General features: G+C 64.1%; 13 protein-coding genes. 4 read left to right on the forward strand and 9 right to left on the reverse strand.

Features of this window, described 5'->3' with window-relative positions; all coding sequences use genetic code 11:
* Positions 1 to 174 precede the first annotated feature (174 nt).
* The 6 genes from AC5LXK_RS33870 to AC5LXK_RS33895 form a co-directional block, all read right to left on the reverse strand.
* A complete protein-coding gene (locus AC5LXK_RS33870) occupies positions 175 to 1,323 on the reverse strand; it encodes a porin (protein WP_493394976.1) in 1,149 nt (382 codons plus the stop codon).
* Between the two features lie 211 nt (positions 1,324 to 1,534).
* The gene (locus AC5LXK_RS33875) at positions 1,535 to 2,257 is read right to left on the reverse strand and encodes a cytochrome b (protein ID WP_493394977.1); all 723 of its coding nucleotides are present in this window, start codon (positions 2,255 to 2,257) and stop codon (positions 1,535 to 1,537) included.
* A gap of 13 nt (positions 2,258 to 2,270) precedes the next feature.
* Positions 2,271 to 3,635, reverse strand: coding sequence for an aspartate aminotransferase family protein (locus tag AC5LXK_RS33880; protein WP_493394978.1), 1,365 nt, complete (start codon positions 3,633 to 3,635; stop codon positions 2,271 to 2,273).
* A gap of 73 nt (positions 3,636 to 3,708) precedes the next feature.
* The gene (locus tag AC5LXK_RS33885) at positions 3,709 to 5,154 is read right to left on the reverse strand and encodes an aldehyde dehydrogenase family protein (protein ID WP_493394979.1); all 1,446 of its coding nucleotides are present in this window, start codon (positions 5,152 to 5,154) and stop codon (positions 3,709 to 3,711) included.
* 377 nt (positions 5,155 to 5,531) lie between these two features.
* Positions 5,532 to 6,971, reverse strand: coding sequence for an APC family permease (locus AC5LXK_RS33890; RefSeq protein WP_493394980.1), 1,440 nt, complete (start codon positions 6,969 to 6,971; stop codon positions 5,532 to 5,534).
* A gap of 294 nt (positions 6,972 to 7,265) precedes the next feature.
* Positions 7,266 to 8,210 (reverse strand): helix-turn-helix domain-containing protein, encoded by a 945-nt coding sequence (locus AC5LXK_RS33895; protein WP_493394981.1) that lies wholly within the window; start codon positions 8,208 to 8,210, stop codon positions 7,266 to 7,268.
* A 759-nt stretch (positions 8,211 to 8,969) separates the two neighbouring features.
* Here AC5LXK_RS33895 and AC5LXK_RS33900 point away from each other — a divergent pair.
* Positions 8,970 to 10,283, forward strand: coding sequence for an MFS transporter (locus AC5LXK_RS33900; protein WP_493394982.1), 1,314 nt, complete (start codon positions 8,970 to 8,972; stop codon positions 10,281 to 10,283).
* Positions 10,284 to 10,320: 37 nt separating this feature from the next.
* Here the strand turns inward: AC5LXK_RS33900 and AC5LXK_RS33905 are convergent, their stop codons facing one another.
* Complete coding sequence (locus AC5LXK_RS33905; protein WP_493394983.1) at positions 10,321 to 11,046, reverse strand: IclR family transcriptional regulator; 726 nt, start codon at positions 11,044 to 11,046, stop codon at positions 10,321 to 10,323.
* Positions 11,047 to 11,820: 774 nt separating this feature from the next.
* Between AC5LXK_RS33905 and AC5LXK_RS33910 the strand changes: the two genes are divergently transcribed.
* The gene (locus AC5LXK_RS33910) at positions 11,821 to 12,861 is read left to right on the forward strand and encodes a porin (RefSeq protein ID WP_493394984.1); all 1,041 of its coding nucleotides are present in this window, start codon (positions 11,821 to 11,823) and stop codon (positions 12,859 to 12,861) included.
* 475 nt (positions 12,862 to 13,336) lie between these two features.
* Positions 13,337 to 15,538 carry a TonB-dependent siderophore receptor gene (locus tag AC5LXK_RS33915; RefSeq protein ID WP_493394985.1) on the forward strand — a complete coding sequence of 734 codons (2,202 nt, stop codon included), beginning with the start codon at positions 13,337 to 13,339 and terminating at the stop codon, positions 15,536 to 15,538.
* A gap of 39 nt (positions 15,539 to 15,577) precedes the next feature.
* Here AC5LXK_RS33915 and AC5LXK_RS33920 read toward each other — a convergent pair whose 3' ends face one another.
* Together AC5LXK_RS33920 and AC5LXK_RS33925 are read right to left on the reverse strand one after the other, a co-directional pair.
* Positions 15,578 to 16,471, reverse strand: coding sequence for an alpha/beta hydrolase (locus tag AC5LXK_RS33920; protein WP_493394986.1), 894 nt, complete (start codon positions 16,469 to 16,471; stop codon positions 15,578 to 15,580).
* A gap of 319 nt (positions 16,472 to 16,790) precedes the next feature.
* Complete coding sequence (locus tag AC5LXK_RS33925; protein ID WP_493394987.1) at positions 16,791 to 17,606, reverse strand: response regulator; 816 nt, start codon at positions 17,604 to 17,606, stop codon at positions 16,791 to 16,793.
* Between the two features lie 12 nt (positions 17,607 to 17,618).
* Between AC5LXK_RS33925 and AC5LXK_RS33930 the strand changes: the two genes are divergently transcribed.
* The gene (locus AC5LXK_RS33930; protein ID WP_493394988.1) at positions 17,619 to 17,804 is read left to right on the forward strand and encodes a hypothetical protein; all 186 of its coding nucleotides are present in this window, start codon (positions 17,619 to 17,621) and stop codon (positions 17,802 to 17,804) included.
* Positions 17,805 to 18,271 lie beyond the last annotated feature (467 nt).

Raw genomic sequence — 18,271 nt, forward strand, 5'->3', positions numbered from 1 at the left:
CATTCGTTCGTGATGCCGCCCGGCGCCCGGGCAGGTTGGCTGAGTCGGACCATGGGCCTGATCCGAAGCGCGGCGTCGGCGCCTCCGGGAGTGTCCTGAACGAGGCGAGACACCGCGCAGCCGGGCAAATCGCAAAGCCGGGCACGGAATCGGCGCGGCCATGCATCGCGCAGGTCAGAAGCGATGCATCATGTCGATACGCAAAGCCAGCTGGTTTCGCCCCGACGACTGGCCGGCGGTCCCGAGGACGTGCGCGAAGTCGAAGTCCGTGCCCGTGTTTCCCGTTGCGTGCTGGTATGCCCCCTGGATATAGGTCGACGTCCGCTTGCTGAGGTCGTAGTCGAGCATCATCGACACCTGGTGCCAGTTCGGTGACGCAGCGTCTGCCGCCGTCGTGAGGCGGGCATGCGTATAGGTATAGGCTGCACCGAACCAGAAGTCATGCTGGAAAAAATACTGGCCGTTGACTTCGACATTGTCGAATTTCCACGCATGCTGCGAGCCTGCCAACGGCTGGTCGACGAAATAGAGGTTTGATTCCGGGTTGTACACGTCGACGTGCGAATAGGCAGCCGACAGCGTCAGCTTGTCGCCGAACCTGTATGACATTCCCGCATCGATGGTCTGCTGCGAGCGGCCGCCGAAGACCGTATCGTCGCTCGACAAGGCACCGCCTGCCGTGGCGCCCCCGCCGTTTGCCCTGAGATAGGCGACGGCAGCGGAGAACGCCCCTGCCTGATACTGGACCGCAGCGCTGTAGGCGCGATTGCGGGCAAAGCCGCCCGCCCGGTTGCTGAAGCCGTAGAGCACCTCGCCCTTGAAGCCGCCGTAGGCCGGAGACATGTACTTGATGCTGTTCTGGATGCGGTAGTCCCAATCGGCGTTATCGTTGTCGTACGGGTGCGCGCCAAAGTCGCCCAGCCAGTTGCCCGTGGCGGTAAAGGGGCTCCACATGTCCAGCGTCGGATCATACTGGCGCCCCAGCGTCAACGTGCCGAATCGGTCGGAATCGAGCCCGGCGTACGCTTGCCTGCCGAACATCCGTGACGTCACGCCGAGCGCGCCCGTGTTCGTGTTGAAGCCGTTCTCCAGCTGGAAAAGTGCCCTCAGTCCGCCGCCGAGGTCTTCCGTGCCTTTCAGCCCCCAGTTGCTGCCGACCGTGTCGCCGCTGACCATCTGGTAGCCTTTGTTTCCGGCAGCATTGGTCGTGAAATTGAAACCCTCGTCGATCAGACCGTAGAGCGTCACCGTGCTCTGTGCATGTCCAGTCGTGCCGAATCCCATCGCGCTCGCGGCCGATACGGCCACCATCATCTTCTTCATCGTCGATCTCCGTGAACGGGCGCCGATCGATTCGCGTTCCGGATTCGATCTGCCGTATTTGTATTAGGAAAACTAATTATTATTGCCGAGGGCAATCGAATGGCCGGATCTTCCATCGCAGGAGCGTGGGTGCGCTACCGGGACTCCGCCGGTTCTCGTGCCGTCGCCGATTGGTTGAAATAGCGGAATCAGCCGACGTTCCGGCTCCGCGTTACAGCATGCGGCGCAAGACGTCGTTTTCGCGGTTGGCGTCAAAAAACCGGTGTTTCAGTGCGGCGAGAACATGCAGCGCGACGAGCGCCAGCAACGTATAGGCCAGCGTCCTGTGCAGCCACTGGAACACCACGAACCAGTGGTCGTTCTTCGGAAGCAGTTCGGGAACGCGGAAAAAGAAGAACGGCACGCCGTCGCTTTGCGTATACGTACTGGACATCGAGTAACCCATCAGCGGAACGACGATAGCCAGCACGTAGAGCAGGTAGTGGGCGACCTTGGCGAGCTTTCGGTCCAGCGCCGGCAGACTCGACGGCAATGGGGGCAAAGCCTTCATCGAGCGAATCGCCAGTTGCGTGATGACCACCAGCAACGTCAGCACGCCAAACGCCTTGTGGGTCGGGTAGTACCAGTCGAACTTGGCGGGCAGGTTGTCGTCGAGCCGGACCATGGTCCATCCGGTCCAGAGCTGCGCGCCGATCAGTATCGCCCGGACCCAGTGAAGCAGTCGGAGCGCGAGCGGATATTTGGCCGGCTGGAATGCAATGGCCTGGTTTTCCATTTGATGTGTCTTCCCTGAAAGCGAAACTGCGAGATCCGGAAGCAGGGTGGCGGCTTTGATCTGCTGCCGGCGTGGTGCGCCGCCGCGTGCCGGATCGTGTGGGGGATTCGACGCGGCGGCGGACGCGCACGCACCGCTGTACAGGCGGCTCGTGCGCATCGATATCCGCCGATCAGGCGCTCACAAGCGCGTCCTGACAGCATTCCTGCAATGCTTCGCGCAGCGTTTGTGCGATGAAGTCGACTTCGTCCGACTTCAGTGTCAGCGGCGGGGACATCACCAGCTTGTTCGCGATCGCCCGAACCAGCACGCCGCGCCGGCGTGCGGCATCGGCCACGCGCGCCGCGAACCCTTGACCCGGATCGAGCGGAGTTCGGCTTGCCTTGTCGGTCACGAGATCGAGCGCCAGCATCAGCCCTTTGCCGCGCACGTCGCCAACGGTCTCGAAATCGTCCTTCAGCGGCAGCAGTTGATCGAGCAGGCGCTGGCCCATGCGTGCCGCATTGGCCGGCAGGTTCTCGGATTCGACGATGTCGAGCACGGCGAGCGACGCCGCGCACGCGAGGGGGTGCCCGCTGTACGTGTAGCCGTGCATGACCACGTGCGAGAAGCCGGCGCCTTGCTCGATCGCTTGCGCGATCCGCGCGTTGTACATCGTCGCGCCGAGCGGGACGTAGCCTGCGGAAATGCCTTTGGCGAGACACAGGATGTCGGCGGCGACGCCCCATCCGCGGCTCCCGAGCAGGCTGCCCGTGCGCCCGAAGCCGGTAACGACTTCGTCGGCGATCATCAGGATGCCGTGCCGGTCGCACACGGCCCGAACGCGCGGCCAGTAGTCCGCCGGCGGGACGATCAGGCCGCCCGCCCCTTGCACGGGCTCCGCCACGAACGCTGCGACTGTTTGCGCACCGTGGAACGCGATCGTATCCTCGAGCTGCCGGATGCAATGGTCGACGAGTTCCTCGGGATCCTCGCAGCCCCACGGGTTGCGATACAGCCACGGCGTATCGAGCAGCACGCAACCGGGCAACAGCGGGCCATGATTGTAGTGATAGACACCGTTGCCGCCGATCGAGGTTCCGCCGATGTGCACGCCGTGATAGCCGTTGCGCAGCGACAGGAACTTCGTCCGGGAAGGTTCGCCCGTGGCGATCCAGTACTGGCGTGCCATCTTCAGCGCAGTTTCGACTGCATCGGAGCCGCCGCTGCCGAACATGACGCGCTGCATGTTTTCTTGCTCGAACATCTCGCACAGCCGATCGGCCAGGTCGTACACACGCGGGTGGGCGACACCGTCGAAGGTCTGGTAGTAGGACAGCTCGTCCATCTGGCGCGCGATCGCGGCCTTCACTTCCGGGCGGTTGTGTCCGACGTTGACGTTCCACAACCCGCCGACGCCGTCGAGCATGCGATGACCGTCGACGTCGTATACGTAATTGCCGTCGCCCCGCGCGATCACGACGGTCGGCGTCGTGTGGCCGGCCGCCGCCGAGCTCATCGGATGCCAGAATCTTTTTTGGCGTTTTTGATAGTCCATGTTGTGTCTCTCACGAAGTGCTTGAAGAAATGGCGGCATGACGCGCGGCGGCGAGCCGGCGCACGCCGAGGGATTACAGCGCGACGGTAACGATCTTTTCCTCGAGGTAGGAGTCGAGTGCGGCCCGCGACAAGTCCCGCCCGATACCGCTGTGCTTGGTGCCGCCCCACGGCAGGCGGGCGTCGATCGGACTCCATGCATTGATCGCGACCGCGCCGACGTCGAGCCGCTCTGCGACGCGGTGTGCAACACCGAGGTCCTGCGTCCAGACCGACGCGGACAGGCCGAATGGCGTGTCGTTTGCGATATGAATCGCCTCATCCTCCGTATCGAACGGGATGACCATGCCGACCGGGCCGAATACCTCGTCGCGGGCGATCCGCATGTCGCGGTGCACGCCGCCGAGAATCGTGGGACGCATGAAACAGCCGCGCGGCGGAAGCGGTTCGTCGCCTGCGAGCAGGCGCGCACCCTCCGCAAGCGCACCTTCGATATGTGCGCGCACGCGTGCGAGGTGGCGCGGGTTGATGAGCGCTCCCATTCGCGCGTCGGGATCGGATGGCGGACCGACACGGATCGCGCGAGCCGCGGCGGCGAGCCGTTCCTCGAGCGCCCGGGCGATCGACCGGTGGGCGAGCACGCGGGAACCGGCCGCGCAGGTCTGTCCCTGGTTCGCGAACATGCCGGCGACGAGAGACGGGATCGTGCGGTCGAGATCCGCATCGTCGAAGACGATCTGTGCCGCCTTGCCGCCGAGTTCGAGCGTGACGCGCTTGAACGTCCTGGCCGCTTCGCCGGCGATCACACGGCCGACTTCCGTGCTGCCGGTGAAGCTGATCTTGCTTACCAGCGGGTGGGCAACGAGCGCGGCACCGACATCCGAACCCATGCCATGGACGATATTGACAACGCCAGCGGGAAAGCCGGCTTCGCAGGCGAGTTCGCCGAGCCTGGAAACTGCGAGCGGCGCGTCTTCCGACGGTTTGATCACCACCGGGCAGCCGGCCGCAAGTGCCGGCGCCAGCTTCCAGACGGCGATCATCAACGGCGCATTCCACGGAATGATCTGGCCTGCCACGCCGACGGGCAGGCGTCTCGTGTAGTTGAGGGTCGGGCGACCCATGAATCCGTCGGTGGGAATCGTACGGCCCTCGAGCTTGTCGGCCCAGCCGGCGAAGTAGCGCAACGTATCGATGCTCATCGGGACATCCATCATGCGCATCTCGGCCAGCGGACGCCCTTGTTCGGCGGCAAGACGCTCCACCAGCGCTTCGCGGTCGCGCTCGATCAGATCAGCCAGCCGATGAAGCCAGCGGGCGCGGGCTGCACCACCCGCGCGAGGCCAGTCGCCGTCGCGCAGCGCGTCATGCGCGGCGCGAGCGGCGCGGTCGACGTCTTCCGCGTTCGACGCAGGTACGGAGGCGATTCGATCACCGGTCGCCGGTGCGCGTTTTTCGAAAGTGTGCCCGGCGGATGCATCGCAATGCCGGCCGCCGATCAGGTTTTGAATTTTCATCATGGTGTCCGTATTTCTCGAAGGGAATCGTCGGCCGCTCCGGTTGGTGCAATCGCGGCTGCCGCTACGCGTGCTCGACGTTCGGATTCACTGTATGTCGATGAAATGGCGGACCTTGTCCGCTATCGGCAACCGTTGCCGTGATGTCGCGCTAGGGAATACCCGTGCCATGACGACGATGACGCGATACGAACGCGGTCATGGTCGGGTCGACTGCCTTCGAGAGGCGGCCGGAGGCGCGACGGAAAACCGGCCACGCCGGGCAGGTTCGTGACGGCCGGAGGCGGCGGTGCAGATGCGACGCGTCATGAGCGTCGCATCCGCGGCGGGGAGATGGAATTGCGGTTGTGGTGCCGATTGAGAAGCGGGTGACCGGGGGATTACCGGACTGCGCGTCCGAGTTCGCGATAGAGATCCGGATCGCTTCGCTTCAACCGCAATGCCGACCTCATGCCGAACGCGCCGATTCCGAGGAGGAAATAGGGAAAGAGTGCCACGAAAATCGAATCGGATCCGCTGAGCACGGACAGATTGCGCACGACGAGCACGAGGCACGCGGCGAGCGCGATCACACTGACGAGCGGTGCGATCAGTCGATGGACGATGCCGGTGTCGCGATGATCGCGAGAGAAGAACGAGATGACCGATGCTGCCACCAGAATCTGCACGGCGATGATGCCGATGGTGGCCAAAGCGCTCATCCACGAGAAGACGACCGCAAACGGATCGAGACGGAATGCCGCCGAGCCGACGATCGCCGTGAATGCAATCAGTGTCTGCACTTTCCCGGCGACATCGGGGCAGCGATGCACGGGACACGTATGGCCGAGCTTGTGCCACAACACGCGTTCGCGGCCCATCGCGTAGAAGTAGCGCGTGATCGTATTGTGGAACGACAGGATTGCCGCGAACAGGCTCGTGACGAGCAGCACGTTCATCGCGTCCGTCGCAACGTTGCCGAGCAATCGTCCGCTGACGGCAAACCACAGATTCGCGGGATCCTTGGCGGCTTGAGCCGCTATCTGGCCTTCCCCCCATGCTTCGACGATCGCCCACGACGACAGCGCATAGAAGACCATGATGAGGATCACGGCCAGGTAAGTGGCGCGCGGGATCGTGCGCTTCGGATCGCGGGCCTCTTCGGAAAAAATGGCGGTCGCCTCGAAACCCATGTAGGAACCGAGAACGAATACGAGCGCGGTGCCGAGACCGGGCGTGAACACCGTCGCAGGGCTGAACGGCTTCGCGCTGAACCCGCCCGTGCCTGCGCCGTGCATGACGATGGCCAGGTCGAGCAGCATCACGATCGCGATTTCACCCATCATCAGCATGCCGAGTAGACGGCCGCTGAACTCGATCCGTCGTGCGCCGCAGCAATGGACGGCGGCCACGCAGACCAGCGCGAATATCCACCACGGCACGTCGACGCCATAGTGCTGCTGCACGCCGCTGTTGAGAAAGAACCCGAACATGGAATAGATCGCGATCTGCACGGCGTTGTACGCGACGATCGCGACGAATGCGCCGCCCACGCCGACAGGTCGTCCGAGACCGTTGACGATGTACGCGTAGAACGCGCCTGCGTTGGAGATGTGCCGGCTCATCGCGGCATAGCCGATGCTGAAGATCAGGTACATCACGCCTGCCAGCACAAACACGCCGGGTACGCCCGCACCGTTGCCGAGCGAGAACGCCGCGGGCGTTGCACCGACCATCGCGGTGAGCGGCGCCGCGGCGGCAACGACGAAGAATACGATGTGTGAGAGTCCGACAGCGTTCTTGCTGAGTCCCGCTTCGGACCGGGATGACAATTCGTTCATGGAGAGTCCCGCTGGCCGGGTCGTCCGTCAGGAAGCGACCGGGCATGCCTGATCAATACGCCTGCGTGTCGGGCCGATCCTGATTGCCCGTCAACGCGTGTTGCCGTCTGCCGACGACGCAGGTGCGCGCTTCGAAGGTCGCCCGGTGAAGGGTGCGAAGCACCCGGGCGGACCGTCGAGAAAATTTACGGTGCCGAAATTCGATGCGTTGTCCGCTATCGGCAATCTGCGCGAGCTGGACGACAGGGGGATTACCCGGAGACACGCGGGCCGCGTGACACACATGCGCAGCCGTCAGCTCAGGCGCGACGTATGCGACGGGCGTTCGTGGAAATGTTGCTGGTAGTACGCCGAGAATCGCCCGAAGTGGCAAAAACCGAATTGCGCCGCGGCGTCGCCGATTCGCACCGTTTCGGGTGTCGTCATCAGGAAGCGCCGCACGGCGTTAAGCCGGATCGAGCGCAGGTAAGCGGTCGGTGTGGTACCAACGACGTTCTGGAAGCTGTATTGAAGCGTGCGTCGACTGATCCGGAGGTGGTGGCAGAGATCGAGAACGGTCGGTACGTCGTCGCTGTCCAGGGCGATCTCCTGGCTCCGGCGAACGATGTAGCTTTGCGTCGACGCCGATGGCAGCGCGGCGGATGCCGATTCGTCAGACTGAACGAGGTCGAGCAGGATGCCGACGACACTGTGCGTGAGCACGCGTTCGTCGAATGCATCGTGCCCGGTAAGCGAGCCGGTGTCGAGCGCGTGGCTGAGCACGCGCTCCAGGCCCTCCAGGGCATTGGCGTAGCGTAAGGGCGAGATGGGAAGCACCGGTTGCTTCAGGATGCGCGACGGCAAATTCGCGAGTTCGTCGAGTTCTCGATCCGCCGTGATGCCGCGGTCGATCGTAAAGGCCAGCACTTCGGTATCGCGCGGCAGATGGGCGACGAACTCCTCGCCGCCGCGCAACGTCAACAGGCTGGGCCGTTCGACCGTGCGCCCCTGGACGACCGGAGCAACCGAACCCGCGATCGGTAGTGCGAAGCAAAGGCGGTCGTGCGGTGCCATTCCGTGTTGCATGACGCGCTGATTGATCAACTCGCGGAACACATGGAAACGCTGGCCGGCAACCTGCCGCAGTGTGGTGTTGGCGGTGCCGGGGCTGATCTGGTCGTAGTGCTGGGACCAGTTCACGATTGCCTGGGAGTGGAGGAACACATCCGAGAAACACCGTGCTTCAGCGTGCAGGTTCATGGTCTGAACAATGTGTCCGTAGTCAAGTTCGACACCGGTTGCGGCGAAACCGCTCGAACCGACTGTCGAGCGGGCGGGGTCTCGCGATCCGGCGGAATCCGGGCCGGTATCTTCAGGGGTGGCATCGCGCCATTCGAAGCGGCCGTCGCGACGATCTTATCCAGACAAAAACCGCGACGCGATGTGTCGGACCGCTTTCCGCGCACCGGGGCTGTAACGGAGGATGCCAGTGCCGGGCCGGCCCCGTCGCAGCACCGCTCCGAAGCCTGCGGTGTCCGTCGCATGACTGCCCATTTCGCGGGCACCGGCGGGGGCCATCCCGGACCGGGGGCTGATGCCTGCCTCCCACACGAGGCTCGTCACGTTTGATAAGATAAATCCCATTATAGGGGATTTATAAAATATTTGAGAGGGCGGGACGCGTGGGCAACCGTTTCGCGGGATTCAGTGCCGAATGTTCGCCTGGATATGGCCTCCTGGTGCCGGATCGACACACGCCACGGTTGTCACGAGCGCCATGCCGCGGCTCGGGCCTTGGATACGCATGTTCCAGGATGTGGGATTTATAAGGTTAACTACGGATTAATCCCGAATTGGGGGATTTGTAGAATTGTCGTGACGGAGCGGCAGGTACTTGCACACTTCACGCGTTTCGACGCCGGCGGGCGGGAGCTTGACGGAAGACGCCGGCTGCGATGCGCGCGGGCAAGGACAGGCGGGACGGTTGCCGCACGCATTTCAACATCCCGGGAGCGGTCCATGTCCAAGTCGTACCCCACGCGTCTGTATCGTCGTGTCGCACTGCGCGTTATCCCGTTCCTTTTCCTGTGTTACGTCATCAACTTCATCGACCGGGTCAACATCGGGTTCGCAAAGCTGCAGTTTCTGCAGGACCTCGGTTTGACCGAGGCTGTCTTCGGCGCCGCCACAGCGATTTTCTTCGTCAGCTATGCGGCGTTCGAAGTCCCTAGCAACCTGTTGCTTGCACGCATCGGGGCAGGCAGGACGCTCATGCGGATCATGGTGATGTGGGGGCTGTGCACGATTGCGCAGATGTTCGTGACAGGCAGCCTGTCGCTTTACGTGCTGCGCTTTCTGCTGGGTGCAGCCGAGGCGGGGTTCTTTCCGGGCCTCATCCTCTATCTCTCGTACTGGTTCCCGGATACGGTGCGCGCTCGCGTGAACGGCATCCTCCTGCTAGCCGTCCCGGTCGCCGGAATGACCGGCGGCCCGCTGTCAGGCTGGATCATGGGGCACATGCAGGACGTAATGGGCCTGCGCGGATGGCAATGGCTCTTTCTTGTCGAGGGCGTGCCCGCTGTCGCGCTTGGGCTGCTCGCACCGCTGATGCTGAGCGATCGGCCGGAGCAGGCGAAGTGGCTCACGGACGCCGATCGGAAGGTGCTGTTGCGAGACCTGGAAGCCGAACGGGCGGATGCGATGATCGGGCACGGCCGGGCCAGCGTTGGCGAAATACTCTGCAACCGTCACATCCTTGGCCTGGCCGCCATCTATTTCTGCATCTATGTCGGGATGGGCGCGGTGACGTTCTGGGTGCCTACCATCCTGAAGGCGTCAGGGGTCACGAGCGTGTCCAGCATCGGCTGGCTGGCCGGGTTGATTTCCGTATTTACGATGCTCGGCAACGTGGCGATCGCGTGGAGTTCGGACCGGCATGGCGAGCGGCGATGGCACGTCGTCGCGTGCATGCTCGCCACCGCGGGCAGCCTGCTGCTGCTTCGTTTCTTTGTCGGCCATGTGTGGATGAGCGTGACCTTGCTGGCCATCGCTCAACTGTCGATCTTCACGGTTCCGATCGTCTACTGGACCATTCCGGCCGCACAACTGACCGGCCGGGCCGCAGCAGCAGGCATCGCCATCATCAGCATGCTCGGCTCGCTGGGCGGTGCCTTCAGCTCCTGGGTGGTCGGCGTCCTCTTTACGCGTACCGGTACGCCGTACGCAGGGCTTGCGTTGGTGGCCGGACTTCTCGTGCTCGGCTCGGTGCTCTTGCTGAAGCTGGTTCCGTGCAAATCGCCATCGCGGGGCATGGCCGGCGAACGCGCAGCGTAGAGCGAGGGGGCATCGCTCCGGCCGGCCGCTTTCGCCGTCACGTCTGTTCGCCGATACGTGTGGCCGCATCGATCAGGAGCTTGCCCAGCACGTTCTGATCGAAAAGTGGGAAGTGCTCTCCGCGGAAGATCAGCGACAGACTGCTGCCGATCTCGCCGCTGCTGGTTGCGCGAATGGGTGCGGCGATGCCGACAAAACCCGCGTCGAGTTCGCCGCGGGAAATCCAGTAGCCCGTTTCAGTGATGTGCTGGCAGTGTCGCCAGAACGTCGGCCAGTCGCCGAACTCGCCCATTTCCGCGTTGTGGCGGTCGTGCAGGCGCTTGAGGCGCGCGCGCGACATCGCGGCCACGATCACCTTCGACGAAGCGCCCTGGAACAGCGGCATCAGCCGGCCACGGCCGTAGCCCAGATCGAGATTCTCGACGCCTGTCTCGTGCATGACGTTGATCACCTGCTCGTCGTAAAGCGTGGAAATGAGTGCGTCGCCGCCGGTGACCTGGACCAGTTTCCGGATGATCGGACCTGCGGATATCAAGGTCGGGTCCGACTGTCGCATGTTGTAGTCGAGGTGGATGATGCGCGGCCCGAGCGTATAGCTGCCGTTGCTGCTCACCAGCAAGCCGACCGACGCCAGCTCCTTGACATACCGGTAACACGTGGTCCGCGAAAAACCCATGAGTTCGGCGATTTCTTCTGCGGTCATGGACATCGCGGACGACGAGAACACGTCGAGGATGGACAGCATTTTCGTGAGGCTGGACATGGCGTGATCCGTTTCGCGGGCTGCGTGGTTGTTCGTCGGGGATTGCAGGTCGATGCGCCGAGGCCGGCCTCGGTGCGGCTGGCTGGTCGCGTCGCCTGCATGGGGCCGTGCAGCCGGGCACCACAAAACCCGTTTTGCGGGATTTTACAAAAAAAATGGTGGGTTATGCCTCGGCAGCATATCGAAAATCCCTGAAACCGGGGCCGGAAACACATGCAGCAAAAAACGCCCGCCGCCTGCGATGGTCAGGAATTGGTCTATCGAGGTGATCGGAAGGTCACGTCGCCCGGTCGGCAGTCCGGTGAGCAGCCGTGCGTCCGGCCGGCGGCATGCCGATCATCTGTCCGCTCGCATCTTTCGGTACCGGCATGGGGCAGCGGCCGACCGTCATGTTCGGAGAGGCGCGGACCGACCTCGTCGTCGACGCTGAATCCAGCGTAATCGACCTCAGCCAGAGCGGTCACCGACAGGCAAGGCAAGGGGGGGCCGTGCGCGTGCCGGTGGAACCCGAGTCTTCGGCGAGGCATGCACTCTTGGTCGACTCCTTTAAAAATCTCGAAATTCCCGAAAACACATAAATTTTCAGCACCGATTGCCGGATTTTTTATTTTCCAATCCCAAATTACGGGATAGTTGTCATGCCGTCCAGGACGGCGCCGATGTGAACCTTTGCATCGGGACGCGCAGGTTGGCGGGCTGCGCAACGCGGCGCCGTCGCCCTGATTCAGGAGACTGTTGAAGTCAATCGGGAAGAGAAACATGAGATCAAGGAGTTTGGGGCTGGCGCTGCTGGTTTTCGGCGTGCCCGTGCCGGTGTTTGCGCAGTCGAGCGTGACCCTCTACGGGATGCTGGATGTCGGCATCACATATACGAACAACGTGATGTCCGGTGAGGGGCATGGCAAGCAGGTGGCGCTGCAATCCGGCGTCTTGCATCCGGATATCTGGGGCATCCTGGGCAAGGAGGATCTCGGTGGCGGCAATTTCGTGACGTTCAGGCTCGAGAACCAGTTTCAGGTGTCGAACGGCGCGCTGCTGCCCCCGGGTTCCGCCTTTGGCTACCAGTCGTATGTCGGACTGGGCGGCAACTGGGGCACCGTCACGCTGGGGCGACAGTTCGACTTCATGGGCGACACCATGCCGTCTTTCGCGATCGGAAGTAACACACCGGCCGGCCTGCTGGCCTGGAGTTTGCCTGCCAATGCCGCTGCCGGCGGCGCACTCGACAATCGAGTCTGGGGCATCCAGGCAAACAACGCGGTGAAGTATGTCAGCCCGGCGTTCGGCGGCTTTTCGTTCGGCGTCATGTGGGGGTTCGGAAACGTGCCGGGTTCCCTGGCGCAGGGAAGCGCGCAAAGCTACCTGCTGTCTTACGACAACGGCGCGTTCAGCGCAGCGCTTGCCTATTACGGTCAGCACGACGTGAATTCCGGCGGCAACCTTCGGGATTTCGCCGGCGGCGCTGCCTACAATCTCGGTGCATTCCGCTTCTTCGGAATGATTTCGGACGTGCGAACGGGTTCGGATACTTCGCCACGCGCGACGACCTATGAGGGCGGACTGACCTATTCGGTGACACCCGCCGTCCAGTTGGGAGGGGGTGTCCATTACCAGGACCGCAACAACGATATCGGATCCGCCCAGCAGGTCACGCTTACCGCCGACTATTTCTTGTCCAAGCGCACGGATCTGTACGCGGTGTTTGCGCTTGGACACGACAGGGGATATGGCGCGCAGGTGGAAACGGCGCTGGGGGGGAACGCCTCGGGATCGATGCAGAGTGCCGTTCGAGTCGGGTTGCGACATCAATTCTGATCGACGGCCCGCCGGATTGACCATCCGTGCGGCATCGCAGGCATGCCGCCGGCGGCCGGTACGTCCGCTGGCGGCGTCTGCCGGTATGGGCGCATGGGCCGGGAAATCGGCGACGGCAAGGTCTGGTGCCGTCATCCCGGACGGCGCCTGATACCGCGAATCCCCACGCTCCGGTTATGCCGCTGGCAGTGTGATCGAAACGCCCGGCGACGTATGGACGGGCGTCGTCTTGAACCCGTCGAACTTCACGGTCGGGAATGAGGGTAGCCAGCCGTCACCCCCCGCCCACTTTTTTTGAAGACCGCGCCACATTCGCCCGGTATGATCGCTGCGCTCGCGAACGACGCCACTGGCCATCGGATTCCGGCGCGCGCGCAATCGACATCACAAGCATGACAAAACAGGACGGACGCGCTTTCGATGCGTCCGCCACGATCGGGCCGAATCGGCCACCAGCACGATGGAGCAGGGAACGATGGTAACGGGGACGAGTGCGGCGCGACGCGTGAGGGCGATCGCGACCGGGGGAGCGCTGTGCGTCGCGGCCGCGGGCAGCGCACACGCGCAGGCATCGGGCACGGCAGCGGCGGAAGCAGCGCCGCAGGTTGGCCCGCCGTCGGCCGTGCTGCCGGCAATCGACGTGTACGGGCCGGCCGATGCATCGTCTGCCGGGCTCGTCGGGCGGCGCACGGCCGCCGGCACGAAAACCGACACGCCGGTCGGCGAGATTCCGCAAACGGTCAATATCGTCACCGCGCAACAGATCGAGATGACCGGCGCGGCCGACCTGAACCAGGCGCTGCGCTACGTGCCGGGCTTCTCGACGTTCGGCGCCGACAGCCGGACCGATTGGTATGCGGCGCTGCGCGGCTTCACGCCGACGCTGTACGTCGACGGCGTGCCAGCCCTGAATACGGCGGTGATCGCGAACTGGCGCGTCGACCCGTACACGATCGATTCGATCGCGGTGCTGCGCGGGCCGACGTCGGTGCTGTACGGCGCGGGCGAGCCCGGCGCGATCGTCGATGCGCAGACGAAGCTCGCCGATGGCGAGCGGGTGCGCGAAGCCGGCGTGCAGATCGGCAACGATGCGCGCAAGCAGGTCATGCTCGACGTGGGCGACAGGCTCGACCCGGACGGCAAGCTGGCGTACCGGTTCGTCGGCGTCGCGCGCGACGGCAACGCGGTGACCGGCCCGAACGGCGACCGGCGCGTCGCGCTCGCGCCGTCATTCCGCTGGCGGCCGGACGCCGACACGTCGCTGACGGTCTCCGCCACGTTCCTGCAGGACAGCGGCGACATCTCGTCGAACTTCCTGCCCGCGTCGGGCACCGTCCTGCCGAACCCGAACGGCCGCCTGTCGCAGGACATCTACATGGGCGACCCGTCGTTCAACGACTACCGCAAGAAGCAATGGTCGCTCGGCTACGCGCTGGAACATCGCGTGAACGGGATCTGGACGCTGCACCAGGACGTGCGCTGGTCGCACCTGTCGCTCGATGACGCGACGGTGTTCGGCAACGGCTTCGTGCCGCGCAGCACGACGAACATGATGCGTTTCGCGGGATTGTTCCAGCTCAATTACAGCCGGTTCGACATCGACAACCGCGCTCAGGCGCGCTTCGGCACGGGGCCGCTCGAGCATACGCTGCTGTTCGGCGTGCAATTCGACCGGCAGACGACGACCAACAGCGTGCGGCTCGCGCTCGCGCCGTCGCTCGACCTGTATCACCCGGTCTACCGGCCCGTGACGGCCGCGATCTTCTCCGGTCCGACGTCGCTCGGCCATATCGACCAGTACACGGCGATGAACGCGGTCGGCGTGTACGCGCAGGACCAGATCCGCTGGCGGCGCTGGACGCTGACGCTCGGCGGCCGCGAGGATGTCGTGAATGCGCGGTTCGACGACCGGACGGCCGGCACGCAGGCGCAGCAGAACGTCAGTGCGTTTTCCGGGCGCGTCGGGCTCACCTATCAGGGCGACGCCGGGTTGTCGCCGTACGTGAGTTACTCGACGTCGTTCGATCCCGTCGTCGGCGTGCGGATGTTCGGCGGCGGCCTGCCGAAGCCGACGCGCGGCGCGCAGACCGAGGCCGGGCTGCGCTGGCAGCCGCCCGGCAGGAACCTGATGCTGAACGCGGCTCTCTACCAGATCGACCAGACCAACGTCGTGACGCCGACGCCGGTGAATCTCGACCCGACCGGCACGACCTCCGTGCAGACCGGCAAGGTGCGTTCGCGCGGCATCGAGCTGAGCGCGGTCGGCAAGCTGACGCGCGAGCTGTCGATCGTCGCGTCGTATGCGTACCAGGACGTCAAGAACGTGCAGGCGAACGACGCGTCGCTGAACAACTGGCCGGTGTCCGTGCCGCTGCCGCGGCAGATGGCGTCGATGTGGGCCGACTGGACCTGGCATGCGGGCGCATTGTCGGGCATCGGGATCGGCGGCGGCGTGCGCTACCAGAGCGCGTCGGCCGGTGCGCCCGACAATTCGTTGACGGTGCCGAGCGCGACGCTGGTCGACCTCGCGATGCACTACGAGATGCCGCACTGGCGTTTCTCGCTGAACGTCGCGAACCTGTTCGACCGGCGTTACGTCAGCGGTTGCCAGTCGTACGCCGTGTGCGTGTTCGGCAACGAGCGGACCGTGCTGGCCAGCGCGAAATACAACTGGTGACCGCGCGCGCCGGATTCGGCACGGGGTATCCGGGGCCCGCTATCGCGCCGGGGCGGGCAGAAGATATTCGAGGCCGTGCGTGAAACCGCGCGGCGCGACCGTCAGGTGATTCTCGTCGTCGAGTACGTCGACCCGCAGCCGGAGCGACCGGAATTGCCGGGATCGCAACGCCTTTTCCATGTTCCGCGTATCGGTGACCATGTTGTAGGTCCTCGCAAAACGCGGGTCGCCCTTCCGGACTTCCTCGTACTCCCCGACATACATGAACACGCGCGCCGGCAGGTCGCGGTGGCTTGCCGCGTAGGCAGCCTCGACACGTGACATCGTGTGATGGTCGTACCACAGCGACGGACTGCCGATGAGATAGCCGGAGAACAGGCCCGGTTCGGTCAGCAGGATCCGCATGCCGAGCAGGCCGCCGTACGAATGGCCGAGAAAGAGCCGTCGGCTTTCGTCGGTCCGGTACCGCTTCGCGATGAACGGCAGAACCTGGTTGCGCAGATACGCCTGATAGGCGCCGGCCTGGCCGTGGACCGCATCGGCCGGTGCGTCGGGCGAGCCTGCCGGGGTGGGCGTGTAGTCGCGCCGCCGGCTCTGCACGCCGCTTTCGCCGTGCGCATACGACAGGCCGACGAGGATGAACTCCTCGACGACCGGCCCCTCGCCGTTGAGACGGCGGGCAATCTGCTTGACGAGGGGGAACGCATAGTCGGCATCCGTCACGTAGAGGACGGGGTAGCGGCGCTGCGGCTGGCTGCCGTACGACGGCGGCAAGGCGACGAATACCTGATAGTCGCGGCCGGAAGCCGGGTCCGGCACGTCGCGGACTTCGGTGTCCGCGACTTCGTACGGCTGGCCGTTGCCTCGCTGCCAGTACGCCGGATGGGCCGCCGTCGTGGCCTGCCCCGCAATGGCGTCGACGTGGCCGGTCATGCATATCGCGACGATGCCTGCCGGCAGGAAGTGCTTCGCGCCAGAGCTTATGCCCCGTTTTGCCTGCGTCAACGAGGCAACGATCGATTCGTTCGGAAAGCGTGGACGTCGCATGGCTCGTGCCCTTCACCGAAAAGGCGAAGTTTGCCAAAAAAGGCGCACTCGCGTGGAGGCGATTCATTCGAGCGGACGGGGTGGCGCGATTCGTCGTCGACGATCGGTGCGCCGAGGCACGGCGGCGCCGTTGTCCGGATGTCGGCGGGAAACCGCGCGCCGGTGGAGCCGGTGTCGCGTCAGCGACGCGCGTCGAACCGGCGCGCTACGCGCCGCGTTGCGGCTCCCGTGCGGCGGCGCGCGCGCCTGCATGGCCCTGGCGCCGCCATTCGGTCGGCGTGATGCCGAACCGCTCGCGGAAGGCGGTCGCGAAATTGGCCGGCGTCGAGAAGCCGATCTCCTTTGCGATGCTGGCGATGCTGAGCGACGTCGAATCCAGCAGGTCTTGCGCGATCCGCAGCCGCTCGTAGCGCAGATACTCGAACACCGTCTGGCCGAGATTGTCGCGAAACGCGCGCGACAGCCGCTTTTCGTGCGTGCCGACCGCGCGTGCGAGTTCTTCCACCGTCGGCGGATCGTTCAGCGTGCGCGACAGGTGGCGGATGGCCGCGCGCACGATGATGTCGTCGTCCTTGCCGGCCACGAACGGGCTGTTCGCCTGTTCCGTCTCGGCCGGCCGTTCGCGCTTCGTCCGTGCGAGCTGCACGCGAATCCGCGCGACCACTTCCTCCGGCTCGAACGGCTTCACCACATAGTCGACGCCGCCGATCTCCAGCCCCTCGAGCCGTTCGTGCAGCGCGCCGGCCACGGTCAGGAAAATGACCGGAATCGCGGACGTGAGCGGATCGGCGGCCAGCAGGCGGCACGCGGTGAAGCCGTCCATGCGCGGCATCCGCACGTCCATCAGGATCAGGTCGGGCATCAGCGCCTGCGCGCGCTGGCACGCTTGCGCGCCGTCGGATGCGATGCTGATCCGGCAGCCGGTGCCGCGCAGGATGTCGATCAGCAGACGCAGCTGGTCGGGTTGATCGTCGACGACCAGGATATGGGCGTCGCTCAATGCGGAGATCGATGGGGGCATCGTGCACCTGTTGTGAAAAGGCTGCTGGCTGCGTTCCTGCGGGTGGCCGGCCCGGTTCGGAAAATGGTCGGAAGCTGCTCTTCGACGACGCGCAAACGCATCGCACGCTGCATCGAAACGCGGGTGTCGCCGGACAACGCGGCAGGCAACTGGTCGGCGCAATACACGGCATTGGTTGTTCTGATCACTGGCCGGTAAAGACGCGGGGCATTGCCGCAGTCGCGCCGGGAATGCGCGGCTGCCGGTATCGATGCGAGCGGAATTGTAGGAGCATATTTCGATTCCCGCCAGATGGGCCGGCTCTATTCCCTTCATTTTATTTTATGGACTATTCATTGCGTTCGCGTACTTCGGTATCGCCCGATTGGCGGTATTTGATTTGAATACGCTTCGGCAATGTATTTATCATCCCGGCAAAACATTCGGGTTAATGGCGGGAGATGCGCAATCGTTTGCCATGGGTTATTTTTTAACGTAACTTGTTGAATTTGCATGGCTTTACAATCTATAAAGAATGTTGCCGCCAATAGTTCCGGCTTGTGTCTCATAATTCGTCCGAACTTTGAATGCAGGGCGGGACGAAGTAGCGCAAGACACGGCAGGAGGTGACGGATGTTGTGCGGTGCGAGCGAAAATCATCAATTGATACGCTCCCGAACAAATGT

The sequence above is a fragment of the Burkholderia pulmonis genome (assembly GCF_984667975.1).

What these genes read in the sequence shown, in the direction of transcription:
- AC5LXK_RS33925 (WP_493394987.1), bottom strand. Translation starts at nt 17,606, where the DNA reads ATGCCCCCATCGATCTCCGCATTGAGCGACGCCCATATCCTGGTCGTC.
- AC5LXK_RS33895 (WP_493394981.1), bottom strand. Translation starts at nt 8,210, where the DNA reads ATGAACCTGCACGCTGAAGCACGGTGTTTCTCGGATGTGTTCCTCCAC.
- AC5LXK_RS33880 (WP_493394978.1), bottom strand. Translation starts at nt 3,635, where the DNA reads ATGGACTATCAAAAACGCCAAAAAAGATTCTGGCATCCGATGAGCTCG.
- AC5LXK_RS33870 (WP_493394976.1), bottom strand. Translation starts at nt 1,323, where the DNA reads ATGAAGAAGATGATGGTGGCCGTATCGGCCGCGAGCGCGATGGGATTC.
- AC5LXK_RS33875 (WP_493394977.1), bottom strand. Translation starts at nt 2,257, where the DNA reads ATGCGCACGAGCCGCCTGTACAGCGGTGCGTGCGCGTCCGCCGCCGCG.
- AC5LXK_RS33900 (WP_493394982.1), top strand. Translation starts at nt 8,970, where the DNA reads ATGTCCAAGTCGTACCCCACGCGTCTGTATCGTCGTGTCGCACTGCGC.
- AC5LXK_RS33920 (WP_493394986.1), bottom strand. Translation starts at nt 16,471, where the DNA reads ATGACCGGCCACGTCGACGCCATTGCGGGGCAGGCCACGACGGCGGCC.
- AC5LXK_RS33890 (WP_493394980.1), bottom strand. Translation starts at nt 6,971, where the DNA reads ATGAACGAATTGTCATCCCGGTCCGAAGCGGGACTCAGCAAGAACGCT.
- AC5LXK_RS33885 (WP_493394979.1), bottom strand. Translation starts at nt 5,154, where the DNA reads ATGATGAAAATTCAAAACCTGATCGGCGGCCGGCATTGCGATGCATCC.
- AC5LXK_RS33905 (WP_493394983.1), bottom strand. Translation starts at nt 11,046, where the DNA reads ATGTCCAGCCTCACGAAAATGCTGTCCATCCTCGACGTGTTCTCGTCG.
- AC5LXK_RS33915 (WP_493394985.1), top strand. Translation starts at nt 13,337, where the DNA reads ATGGTAACGGGGACGAGTGCGGCGCGACGCGTGAGGGCGATCGCGACC.